This is a genomic window from Mesorhizobium sp. B2-7-1 (genome assembly GCF_006440735.1).
Lineage (GTDB): Bacteria > Pseudomonadota > Alphaproteobacteria > Rhizobiales > Rhizobiaceae > Mesorhizobium.
This window is the reverse complement of record NZ_VFUA01000062.1, coordinates 26,859-38,384: the sequence shown is the minus strand read 5'-3', so window position 1 is coordinate 38,384 and position 11,526 is coordinate 26,859. Positions and strand designations below refer to the sequence as shown.

Annotated in this window: 11 protein-coding genes; 4 read left to right on the top strand and 7 right to left on the bottom strand. The window is 66.2% G+C overall.

Annotated features, from left to right (window positions below; translation table 11 throughout):
- Positions 1-73: 73 nt before the first annotated feature.
- Genes FJ471_RS21690 through FJ471_RS21680 form a run of 3 tightly spaced genes read right to left on the bottom strand, consistent with a single transcriptional unit; the run spans position 74 to position 2,630 of the window.
- A complete protein-coding gene (locus tag FJ471_RS21690; RefSeq protein ID WP_140806787.1) occupies positions 74-1,342 on the bottom strand; it encodes a CCA tRNA nucleotidyltransferase in 1,269 nt (422 codons plus the stop codon).
- A complete protein-coding gene (locus FJ471_RS21685; RefSeq protein ID WP_140806786.1) occupies positions 1,339-1,971 on the bottom strand; it encodes a CoA pyrophosphatase in 633 nt (210 codons plus the stop codon). The genes FJ471_RS21690 and FJ471_RS21685 overlap by 4 nt, the downstream gene beginning before the upstream one ends.
- On the bottom strand, positions 1,971-2,630 hold the full coding sequence (locus tag FJ471_RS21680) for a DUF1285 domain-containing protein (RefSeq protein WP_140806791.1): 660 nt from the start codon (positions 2,628-2,630) through the stop codon (positions 1,971-1,973). Before FJ471_RS21680 ends, FJ471_RS21685 begins: the two co-directional genes overlap by 1 nt.
- A gap of 155 nt (positions 2,631-2,785) precedes the next feature.
- Between FJ471_RS21680 and FJ471_RS21675 the strand changes: the two genes are divergently transcribed.
- From FJ471_RS21675 to FJ471_RS21660, 4 genes are read left to right on the top strand one after another with little or no spacing between them, the layout of a single operon-like run.
- The gene (locus FJ471_RS21675) at positions 2,786-3,790 is read left to right on the top strand and encodes a MoxR family ATPase (RefSeq protein WP_140806785.1); all 1,005 of its coding nucleotides are present in this window, start codon (positions 2,786-2,788) and stop codon (positions 3,788-3,790) included.
- Entirely contained in the window at positions 3,790-4,728 is a 939-nt protein-coding gene (locus tag FJ471_RS21670; protein ID WP_140806784.1) for a DUF58 domain-containing protein, read from the top strand. Before FJ471_RS21675 ends, FJ471_RS21670 begins: the two co-directional genes overlap by 1 nt.
- Positions 4,725-7,544, top strand: coding sequence for a DUF4159 domain-containing protein (locus FJ471_RS21665; RefSeq protein ID WP_140806783.1), 2,820 nt, complete (start codon positions 4,725-4,727; stop codon positions 7,542-7,544). Before FJ471_RS21670 ends, FJ471_RS21665 begins: the two co-directional genes overlap by 4 nt.
- 3 nt (positions 7,545-7,547) lie before the next feature.
- On the top strand, positions 7,548-9,635 hold the full coding sequence (locus FJ471_RS21660; RefSeq protein ID WP_140806782.1) for a hypothetical protein: 2,088 nt from the start codon (positions 7,548-7,550) through the stop codon (positions 9,633-9,635).
- 168 nt (positions 9,636-9,803) lie between these two features.
- On the opposite strand, the gene clpS is transcribed toward FJ471_RS21660, so the two are convergent.
- The 4 genes from clpS to FJ471_RS21640 form a co-directional block, all read right to left on the bottom strand.
- Entirely contained in the window at positions 9,804-10,109 is a 306-nt protein-coding gene (clpS, locus tag FJ471_RS21655) for an ATP-dependent Clp protease adapter ClpS (RefSeq protein WP_140806781.1), read from the bottom strand.
- Positions 10,110-10,237: 128 nt separating this feature from the next.
- Positions 10,238-10,564 (bottom strand): hypothetical protein, encoded by a 327-nt coding sequence (locus FJ471_RS21650; RefSeq protein ID WP_246684788.1) that lies wholly within the window; start codon positions 10,562-10,564, stop codon positions 10,238-10,240.
- A gap of 149 nt (positions 10,565-10,713) precedes the next feature.
- Positions 10,714-10,965 (bottom strand): hypothetical protein, encoded by a 252-nt coding sequence (locus FJ471_RS21645; protein WP_140806780.1) that lies wholly within the window; start codon positions 10,963-10,965, stop codon positions 10,714-10,716.
- Between the two features lie 37 nt (positions 10,966-11,002).
- Positions 11,003-11,341: a hypothetical protein gene (locus FJ471_RS21640; protein WP_140806779.1), complete on the bottom strand. Its 339-nt coding sequence runs from the start codon at positions 11,339-11,341 to the stop codon at positions 11,003-11,005.
- Positions 11,342-11,526 lie beyond the last annotated feature (185 nt).

Genomic DNA, 11,526 nt, shown 5'->3' with positions numbered 1-11,526 from the left:
TTCTGGGACAACGACATGCATCAAAACAAAGACTTAAAGCGCGTCGCCTGAATCCGGTTCAGCGCGACGCGCTTTAGGTTTTCAGCGCTTGCGCGGCGCGTTTCACGAGCGCGCCGCGTTCCAGGGTGAAGCCCGACTCGACCCATTCCCTCTCGAGGTTCTTCAGCGTTGCGCCGAGCTTCTGCCCGGGCGACGCGCCAAGCCCGGTCAGGTCGGCGCCCTTGATCGGAAACGCCGGCTTTTCCCATTTCAGCGTGAAATTGAGCAGGCGTGAAAAACCGCCGGCTTCGATCATCGCCTGATTGTCCTCGATGGCACGCGTCCGCGCGGCGGCAAGCGCCAGCCGAATGCGGTCGAGATAGCCGCCGCAATCGCCGTAGTAGAGTTTCTTGGCCAATTCGGTCTCGGTCATCTTGGCATCCGGCGCAACGGTCAGCGCCCAATGCCGCAGCCGGTCGGCATCGTCGTTCGAAAGCCGCAGCCGTTCGCCAAGCGTCTTCATACGCACGGCATCGGGCGGAAGGATCGCCTCCAGCCTCAGCATCGGATCGACGGCCCAGCCGAGATCCTTTCCGGCCTTGACCAGGCCATGGATGGCATCGATGCCCCATTTCTCGCTCTCCGGCAGCACGGCGGTGAGCACGCCGGCCTGGCGCATCCATAGCAGCGCGCGCGAGGGATCCGGAGCCGACAGGAGCTTCTTCAGCTCGGACCAGACGCGTTCGGCGGAAAGCCGCGCGAGCCCTTCCTTCAGCCTGGCGCAGGCCTTCAGCCCTTCCGCGTCCGGCCGTCCCTCGCCATACCAGGCAAAGAAACGGAAAAAGCGCAGGATGCGCAGATAATCCTCACGGATGCGCGCCTCCGCGTCGCCGATGAAGCGCAGCCGCCGCGCTTCGATGTCGGCAATGCCGCCGACGAGGTCGACGACCCTGCCGTCCGCTTCGGCATAGAGCGCGTTGATGGTGAAGTCGCGTCGCTCGGCGTCGGCTTTCCAGTCGCGTCCGAAGATCACTTTTGCCCGCCGGCCATCGGTCTCGACATCGGCTCGCAGCGTCGTGACCTCATAGGGCTTGCCGCCCGCGACCACGGTGATGGTGCCATGCTCGATACCTGTTGGCACCGTCTTGAAGCCGGCCGCCTCGGCGCGCCGGACCGTTTCCTGCGGCACGGTGGTCGCGGCGATGTCGATGTCGGCGACCGGCTGGCCCATCAGTGCATTGCGCACCGCGCCGCCTGCGACACGCGCTTCCTCGCCGCCTTGCTTCAGCGCCGCAAGCAGCTTCTGCAGGTGCTTGTCGTTCAGCCAATCGGCCCTGCCCGAGAGTGACGCCTCAGCGCTCAACCATAAAGCCTTTCATAGAGGGTACGGATGATGCCGGCGGTGACGCCCCAGATGCGCTGGCCGCCATAGGGCATCTCATAGAAGAACCATTCGAGCTCGTTCCACATGCGGCTGTCGCGCGCGTGATTGGCCGGGTCCATTAGGAAGCTCAAGGGCACCTCGAAGGCAGCGTCGACCTCATCGGCATTGAGCGTCAGCGAAAAACCCGGCCGCACGATGGCAAGCACCGGCACGATGCGGTAGCCGCTGCCGGAGACGTAGTCCGGCATGCGGCCGATGATCTCGATATGGTCGCGATCGAGACCGATCTCCTCGAAGGTCTCGCGCAGCGCCGTGGCCTCGGGGCCTGGATCGGTCGGATCGATGGTGCCGCCTGGAAAAGCCACCTGGCCGGAATGGCTGCGCAGCTTCTCGGCGCGCTTGGTGAGCAGCACCATGGCGCCCTCGGCACGGTCGACCACGGGGATCAGCACCGCCGCGTCGCGTAGCGGCTTGATGTGCTTGAGCCTTGGATGGTCGGGATTGAAGCGGTGGTCGCCGAAATCGTCGCCCGGGCCGAACGCGGCCTGCGCCGCGACGCGCGCCCGAAAATCCGCGATCGAAAACGCCGCCGGCGTCATCTGATCCATCACGCGCTCAGCCGTCTCAGTTTGTCGGCCGGCATGATCGGATAGACCTCGCCGCCCGAGCGGACCGCGAACATCGCCCTGCCGTCGATGTCGATCTCCTCGCCATGCTCGACCAGTTCATACATCACCGGCCGCGCCACCAGCGCCTCCAGCCGCCCGCGCACCAGCACATAGGGTTTCAGGCCACCGGTTTCGTCCTCGTCGAGGAAGCGCAGCGGATGGCCGGGGCCGGCGGCGACAACATCGCCGACATTGGTGCGGAAGGTGATGACCTGCTCGTCCCCGCTGCCGGACACATTCATTTCGACGGCGACGAAGGGCGCATCAACGACGCGGATCCCGACCCGCTCGACCGGGGTCACCAGATAGGTCTTGCCGTCCGCATCCTTGCGCAGGACGCTGGAAAACAGCTGCACCAGTGGCATGCGGCCGATCGGCGTGCCGAGATAGAACCAGGTGCCGTCCGCCTTGATCTCCATGTCGAGATCGCCGCAGAAGTCCGGATTCCAGCGCTCGACCGGCGCCGGCCCCTTGCCTGCGCGCGCCGCGCGCGAAATCAGCGCCTCCAGGCCGCGCGCCTCGGTGGCGCCAGTCAGACTCTGCTTGCTCAGGCTCTGCTCGCCCGGGCTTTGTTCACGATGTTCGCTGCGTTCAGCCATGGTCACGAAATAGTCACTGTTGTCCCGATTGTCAGCCTTGTCCGCCCAAGTCTGTGATTTAAGTACGATTGCAGGCGCCAGGCGGGGCCGAATCGCGGCATTCTGCACCATTGAGAATGCAGGCCGGTATTTCCAACCACAAGGATCGAAACGGCATGAGCGTGATGATCAAGGAAAGCCCGATCAGCGAAACCGCGATGATCGAGGAAGCCGAAAAGGCGCTGGCCGACATCTCCAGGGTCCGCGACGCGGTCGGTCGGGTGATCTTTGGCCAGGAAGCCGTCGTCGAGCGCACGCTGGTGGCGTTGCTGGCCGGTGGCCATGCGCTGCTGGTCGGCGTGCCGGGCCTGGCCAAGACCAAGCTGGTCGAGACGCTCGGCATCGTGCTCGGCCTCGATTCGCGCCGCGTCCAGTTCACGCCCGACCTGATGCCGTCGGACATCCTCGGCTCCGAGGTGATGGAGCAGGACGAGTTCGGCAAGCGCTCCTTCCGTTTCATTTCCGGGCCGATCTTCACGCAATTGCTGATGGCGGACGAGATCAACCGCGCCTCGCCGCGCACGCAATCGGCGCTGCTGCAGGCGATGCAGGAATATCATGTCACCATCGCCGGCGCCCGCCACGACCTGCCCTCGCCCTTCCACGTGCTGGCGACGCAGAACCCGCTGGAACAGGAAGGCACCTATCCGCTCCCCGAGGCCCAGCTCGACCGCTTCCTGATGCAGGTCGACATCCTCTATCCGGAAATCGAGGCGGAACGCCGCATCCTGCTCGAAACCACCGGCGTCGACGAGGCCAAGGCCGACAACGTGCTGCAGCCGGCCAGACTGCGGGAAATCCAGACGCTGATCCGCCGCATGCCGGTGCCGGAAAGCGTCGTCGAGGCGATCCTCAAGCTGGTGCGCTCGGCCAGGCCAGGCCAGGGCAACGCCGACACGGACAAGCACGTCGCCTGGGGGCCAGGCCCGCGCGCCAGCCAGGCGTTGACCCTGTGCGCCCGGGCGAGAGCCCTATATGATGGCAGGTTGGCGCCCTCGGTCGACGACGTCCGCGCCTTGGCCGAACCGGTGCTGCAGCATCGCATGGCGCTGACTTTCGCCGCCCGCGCCGAAGGCACTTCCGTGCGCGACGTGGTGGCGAAGCTGGCAAAAGGCATCTGATGGGTCGAATAGGCGAGGTCCAGGCACCGGTTGCGACGCGCGACGCGCTCGCCCGTGGCCGGTTGCGGGCTTCATTGGTGCCGGATCTGCTGGTCGAGGCGCGCCGTATCGTCAACACGGTGATCGCCGGCTGGCACGGCCGCCGCAAGCGCGGCATCGGCGAGAATTTCTGGCAGTTCCGGCCCTATGTCGAAGGCGATTCCTCGCGCATCGACTGGCGTCGCTCAGCCCGCGACGACCACACCTATGTGCGCGACCGCGAATGGGAAGCGGCTCACACCGTCTGGCTCTGGGCCGACCCTTCGCCTTCCATGCTCTATAAATCCGCCGCGGCAAGCGTTTCGAAGGAATCGCGCGCGCTGGTGCTGGCGCTTGCCCTGGCCGAGCTCCTGTCACGCAGCGGCGAGCGCATCGCCTGGCCTGGCCTGACCGACCCGTTCACCGCCCGCAACGGCGCCGAGCGCATCGCCGCCCAGCTCAGCCATGCCGCCGCGCTGCCCGCCAAGCCCGACTTGTCGGCCATTCGCCGCTTCTGCGACATCATCCTCGTCGGCGATTTCCTCGATCCGGTCGAGGAAACCATGGCCTGGCTCGACGTGCTCGCCCGTCACGGCGTGCGCGCGCATCTGATCGAGGTGGCCGACCCGGCCGAGGAAACCTTCCCCTATGCCGGCCGCACGGAGTTCACCGATCCCGAGACCGGCGACAAGCTGACCGCCGGCCGTGCCGAGATGCTGGCTGAGGAATACCGCCTGCTCTACAGGGCCCGCCGCGAGGAATTGGCCGCGTGGTGCAAGCGGCTCGGCTGGAGCTACACCGTCAACCACACCGACCGCCTCGCCTCCGAGGCGCTGGTGCGCGTCCACATGGCGATGACCGCCGACGGGCATCCAAGGCTGACCGCCGGCGGCGGTCATGCCGGAAAGGCGGTCGCATGAGCTGGCTGCCGCTCTCCTTCGGGGCGCCCATGGTGTTGTGGGGCCTTCTGGCGCTGCCGGTGATCTGGTGGCTGCTCAGGCTCACCCCGCCCAGGCCGCAAACGGAAGTTTTTCCGCCGCTGAAGATCCTCGCGCGGGTCCTGAGGCGCGAGGAAACCCCGCAGCAAAGCCCCTGGTGGCTGACGCTGCTTCGGCTGCTGATGGCGGCGCTCGTCGTCATGGCGCTGGCCGAGCCGGTCTTCAATCCACGCGAAAAACTGCCTGCCGAAGGTGCTGCCCTGGCGCTTGTCGTCGACAATGGCTGGGCGACTGCCGCCGACTGGAACAAGCGCGTGGCCACCGCCGAGCGGCTGATCGCAGATGCCGGCTCGAACGGCGTGCCTATCGTCATCGCCTTCACCGCCGAGAAGCCCAATGCCGAGATCGGTCCTTTCGACGCCTCGGCCGCGCTCGATCACCTGCGCGCCGCCAAGCCGCGGCCGGTCCCGACTGACCGTCCTGCCGTCTACGCCCGCGTCGCCGCCGCGCTGGAGCGCCTGCCTGGCGCCAGCGTTGCGGTGCTCGCCGATGGGCTTGCCGCCAAAGGCGACGACGCCGCTTTCAAGACGTTGCTCGAAAAGAACGCCACACGGCTGGTCTGGGCCACCTCCGACCGGCCTTCCCTGACCGGCCTGATTGGCGCCGACAACCAGGTCGACGGTTTCGCTTTGACCGCCATCCGCGCGCCGGGCAATCCGGCGCCGGCGCAGGTCACCGCGGGCGCCTTCGACGACAAGGGCCGCCGCATCGCCGATGCGACGCTGACCTTCGCGCCGGGCGAAGCCACCGCCACGGCGGCGATGGCGGTTCCCTTCGAGCTGCGCAACGATTTTGCCTCGATCGCGCTCGACGGGGAGCACCAGGCCGGCGCCGTGCGCGTGCTCGACGAGAGTTCCAAGCGCCGCCGCGTCGGTCTTCTGTCGCAGGCCGAGGCCGACCAGGCGCAGCCGCTTCTGTCGCCGCTCTACTATATCCGCCGCGCACTGCAGCCCTTCGCCGATCTGGTCGAGCCATCGAGCGCCGACCTGGCCGACGCCATTCCGCAGCTTCTCGACCAGAAGCCGGCAATGATCATCATGGCCGATGTCGGCACCATACCGGAGCAGGTCAAGCAGCGGCTGGTCGACTGGGTCGACAAGGGCGGCACGCTGGTGCGTTTTGCCGGCCCGCGTCTTGCCGCGGCCGGCAATGACGACGACCTTTTGCCGGTCAGGCTGCGCAGCGGCGAGCGCGCGCTGGGCGGCGCGCTCTCGTGGACCACCCCGCAGGCCGTCACCGAATTCCCGAAGAACGGTCCCTTTGCCGATCTTTCCCCGCCCTCCGAGGTGACGGTGAGCCGGCAGGTTTTGGCCGAACCGACGCCCGACATCGTCGAGCGCACCTGGGCCACGCTTGCCGACGGCACGCCGTTGGTGACGGGCATGAAGAAGGACAAGGGCACGCTGGTGCTCTTCCATGTCACGCCCGAGGCGACCTGGTCGAACCTGCCGATCTCCGGCACCTTCGTCGAGATGCTGCGGCGCGTCGTGCAGTTGTCACGCAACCAGGGCGCCGCGATCGCCAATGCCGAAGCCACTGCCGCGTCGCTGGCACCCTATCGCATGATCGGCGCCGACGGCATGCTGACCCCGCCCTCGCCCGATGCCAGGCCGCTGGTGCCCGGCGCCGGCCCGCTGCCAGTGACGCTGGAAAACCCGCCCGGCCTTTACGGCTCGGAGACCGGGGTGTTCGCGCATAACCTGCTCGACGCCTCAAGCACGTTCGCGCCGCTGGCGCGCCCGCAGGTCTCGCTGCCGGTGACAGCCGTCCCCTACGCCTTCGACGAATCGGAAAACCTCAAAGGGCCGCTGGTCGCCATCGCGCTCCTATTGATGGTGCTCGACACCTTGGCCGTGTTCTGGATGGGCGGCCTGCTGGCGCGCCGGCCGCGCCGTGCGGCCGTGGCGACCGCCGCAACCGTTCTGATCGTTCTGGGCGGCCTTTTCGGCCACGCCGACCTTGCCCGCGCCGACGATTCGAAGCCGGGCGACGCCCAGGCGATCGACGATATTTCGAAAACCCGCATCGCCTATGTGATCACCGGCGAACCGGGCGTCGATGCGATCAGCCGCGCCGGCCTTGAAGGCCTCACCCGTTTCCTGATCGAGAAGACCGCGCTCGAGCCCGGCCCGCCGGCTGGCGTCGACATTGCCAAGGACGAGCTGTCCTTCTTCCCGCTGATCTATTGGCCGATCGATGCGACCGCGCCGATGCCCAGCCAGGCGGCGATCGCCCGCATCGACGCCTATATGCAGCAGGGCGGCACGGTTCTGTTCGACACGCGCGACCAGTTCTCGAACGGTATCGGCGCCGGCTCGGCAAGCCCTGCGACCGAGCGGCTGCGCGACATCCTCGGCAATCTCAACGTGCCGCCGCTGGAGCCGGTACCGTCGGATCATGTGCTGACCAAATCCTTCTTCATCCTTCCGGAGTTTCCCGGCCGCTTCAACGGCAGCCCGCTCTGGGTCGAGGCCTCGCTCGACGCCAGCAACACCGAGAACCGCCCCGTGCGCACCGGCGACGGCGTGTCGCCGATCATGATCACCGCCAATGATTTCGCCGGCGCCTGGGCCATCGACGAAAACGGCGATCCGATGCTGCCCACCGTGCCGCCGGACCCGATGCAGCGCGTCTATGCGCTGCGCGCCGGCGTCAACATCATGATGTACATGCTGACCGGCAACTACAAATCCGACCAGGTGCATGTGCCCGTGCTGCTCGAACGGCTGGGGCAGTAAGTCATGAACTGGTCGATCTCCTTCGAACCGCTCCTCTCCTGGCCGCTTTTTGGCTTGCTCTTCGTGCCGTTGCTGCTGCTGGCGCTGGTCGGCCTGTGGTTTCGCCAACGCGGTTCGGCATTGCGCTTCATCGCGCTGCTCGCGCTTGCCGCGGCATTGCTCAATCCCGTGTTCCTCGCCGAGGAACGCGAGGCGCTGAAGAGCGTCGTCGCCCTCATCGTCGACCGCAGCCAGAGCCAGGACATCGGCGACCGCACCAAGCAGACCGACGAGGCGCTCGCCGGCTTGCAGCAGCGTCTTGCCCGCTTCAAGCAGTTCGATGTCCGTGTCGTCGAGGCCGGCAAGTCCGAAGCCGCCGACGAGCGCACCGAAACCAAGCTGTTCAGCGCCCTGGAAGGCGCCTTCCGCGACGTGCCGCCGTCGCGCATCGGCGGCGCCATCATGATCACCGACGGCGAGGTGCATGACGCGCCGGCCGGCGCCGCGGAGTTCAATGCGCCGCTGCATGCGCTGATCACTGGCAACGAGCATGAGAAAGACCGCCGCATCCGCTTCGAGAACGCGCCGCGCTTCGGCCTCGTCGGCAAGCCGCTCGACATGACTTACCGCGTCATTTCGACGGAAGGCGACGGCGCTCCGGTGGACGTGCGCGTCTCGGTCAATGGCGAGCAGGTCTCGGTCGAGCACGCGACCGTCGGCCAGCCGATGAAGCTCTCGGTCACCATTCCCAATGCCGGCCGCAACATCGTCCAGCTCGGCATCGACCGCGATCCCGGCGAGCTGACCGACGCCAACAACCGGGCGATTGCCCTGGTCGACGGCATCCGCGAGAACCTGCGCGTGCTCTTGGTTTCGGGCGAGCCGCATGCCGGCGAGCGCACCTGGCGCAACCTTTTGAAGTCGGACGCGTCGGTCGATCTCGTCCACTTCACCATTCTGCGCCCGCCGGAAAAGCAGGACGGCACGCCGATCAATGAACTGTCGCTGATCGCTTTCCCGACGCGCGAGCTGTTCGTCGAGAAGATCAAGGATTTCGACCTGATCATCTTCGACCGCTACCAGCACCGCGACGTGCTGCCGATCCTCTATTACGATTACATCTCCGAATATGTCGAAAAGGGCGGCGCGCTGCTGATTGCCGCCGGCCCCGAATATGCCGGTGAAAACTCCATCGCCCGCACGCCGCTCAACGCCGCGCTGCCGGCCATGCCGACCGGCGAGGTGGTGGACAAGGCGTTTTATCCGCGCCTGACCGATCTCGGCCAGCGCCATCCGGTGACGCGCGGGCTCGACGGCTCGGCGAGCGAGCCGCCGCACTGGAGCCGCTGGTTCCGCACCATCGGCGTCAAGAATCCGGAAGGCGAAGTGGTGATGAAGGGCGCCGACAACCGGCCCCTGCTCCTGCTCGACCGCAAGGGCGAAGGCCGTGTCGGCATGCTCTTGTCCGACCAGGGCTGGCTGTGGGCGCGCGGCTTCGAGGGCGGCGGCCCGCATGTGCAGCTTTATCGCCGCATCGCCCACTGGTTGATGAAGGAGCCGGAACTGGAGGAGGAACGGCTGACCGCCGACGGCCGCGGCATGATGCTTGAAATCCGCCGCCAGACGATGAGCGATGATCCGGGCCCCGCCCAGGTGATCACGCCGTCCGGCAAGGCCGTGACGGTGAAGCTCGATAAAGCCGAGCCCGGCATCTTCACCGGCAGCCTGCAGACCAGCGAGATCGGCCTTTACCAGATCGGCAATGGCGATCTCACCGCGTTGGCCCATGTCGGCCCGATCAACGCGCCGGAATTCGCGGACGTCGTCTCGACCGAGGACAGGCTGAAGGCGCCTGCGGAGGCGACCGGCGGCAGCGTGCGGCGGCTGGCCTCGTCGTCGACGCTTGGCAATCTCGCCGGCGGCGTGACCTTGCCGTCGATCGTGCCGGTCCGCTCTTCCGCGGCCGCGTCGGGCGACGACTGGATCGGCCTGCGCACCACCGACGACAGCGCGCTCAAGGCGGTGTCGCGCGTGCCTCTGTTCGGCGGCTTCCTCGGCCTCGGCCTGCTGCTGCTCGCCATCGGCTCGATGTGGTATCGCGAGGGGCGGTAGTGCCACCTTCCCCTTCTCCCCTTGTGGGAGAACGTGGATCGGCGCGATAGCGCCGAGACGGATGAGGGGTGCTCCAGCGAAGTGACATGTCGGCTTTCCCTGGAACACCCCTCGTCCGTCGCCTTCGGCGACACCTTTTCCCACAAGGGGAGAAGGGAAGCGAGCCCCCTACTCTTCCGGTTCGACGGTGAACAGCAGCGGGTAGCCCTTGGCCTTGCCGGCATCGGTGGCGCGCGCCGCCTTGGTTTCGGCGACGTCGCGCGTAAACACCGCGACAACGCACACGCCGCGCGTATGCGCGGTGATCATGACGCGGTGCGCCTGATCCTCGCTCAGCTTGAATTCGCCCTTGAGCACCCTCACCACGAACTCGCGCGGCGTGAAATCGTCATTGACGAGGATGACCTTGTAGAGCTTCGGCCGCTCGGTCTTCGGCTGCATCTTGACGCGGGGCTTGATGACGGTTTCGGGCATCGGAATCCACCAGTGACGAACTGGGTTTTCATTTCACTTGTCACGCGGGAACGCGCTCGTCCATTTGCCTGCGCAACACCGACGAGGCCAAGGCGATGGACTTTATGTGGGGAAGTGCTGCCCGCTGGTCAACGGCCCTGCCGCCCGGCCGTGCGCGACCTGCCAGGGCCACCGTCGTCGATCCCCGATCCACGCTCTACGAGCGCGAAGGACATCCAGCCGACAAAGCCGATCACGGTCGCGCCGGTCAGCAAGAGCAGAATCCAGGACTGCGTCGGCGTGATGTAGTCGAAGCTTGAAGAGATCAGCGGAGCGAATAGCTCAGGCTCGGTCCTGCCACTGGCAGGATCCGGCACGGGGCTTGCGGTGAAGATGATCAACGATCGCGCGGCCGCGGTGGCGATCAGGCCGCCAAGCGTCAGCGAGCGCATCCGGGACGAAAACCGCTTCTTCATGCGGATTGTCCTACAGCACCGGCATTGCGATCGGGTTAAGGATCGGGGCAGCGCGCGGGAGCTGCCGGTGTCAAGTTTCGGCCGCCGGAAGACCGCTCCAGCCGGAACCGGCCGGAGCGGTCTTGAATGATCAGGACTGAAAGCCTGGATTACGACTTCTTCGCCGGAGCCTTCTTGGCCTTCTTGACCGGGCACTTGTGCGTCTTGGTCACCTTGCAGGCCTTCTTGGCAGCGGCTTTCTTCATCGGCTTCGCAGCCGTGCTGTCGGCCGGAGCAGCCGTGGTGGTCGCGGTCGAAGCAGCCGGGGCGGCGGTCGTCGTGGCGGCGGCGTTGCCGAGAGCCGGCATAGCGAAAGCGAGAGCAACACCGAGGCCGAGGGCGGAGAGGATGGACTTCTTCATGGCTTCATTTCCTTTTTCTTGCAGGTCTGGATGAGTGTCACTGACCGGGATCGATCGGTGTCACTCCAAGCAACTTCAAAGCATTTGCGAGCATCCGGATTCCCTGTGCCTGTTTCTTGTTGGCGCAGAACCGGTCTCCCTTTCTTTGCAGTGCTTTCGCCGCGGTGACCTGCGTTGCCGCGGCATGGGTTTCGAGGGCTTCGTCAACCTGACGGCTGAGATCGGTGCAACGCTCGGTCCGGGTGAGTGGGGCAACCCTTGCGGTGGCCGCCTTCGCGGGAGTCGCGACCTTCGCGGGGGTCGAGGTGCCGGCTGCTGCTGTGATGAGCGACATGCTGAGCAAAGCACCCGTCACGCTGATCCAGAACCTCTGCATTGGTCTTGTCCGTTACTCCGGAAACTTGCGTCGCAGCCGATGACCTGACCGCCACGGCACCGGTTATGCCCTTGAAATTTTTCACCAGTTTTTCCCGACTGTAGAATTTTGTTTCTGGATTGTTTCTGGGGAAGCCGATCTGCGCGACGATCGCAGCCACTGGCCAAGATGTGGCCCGAATTCTA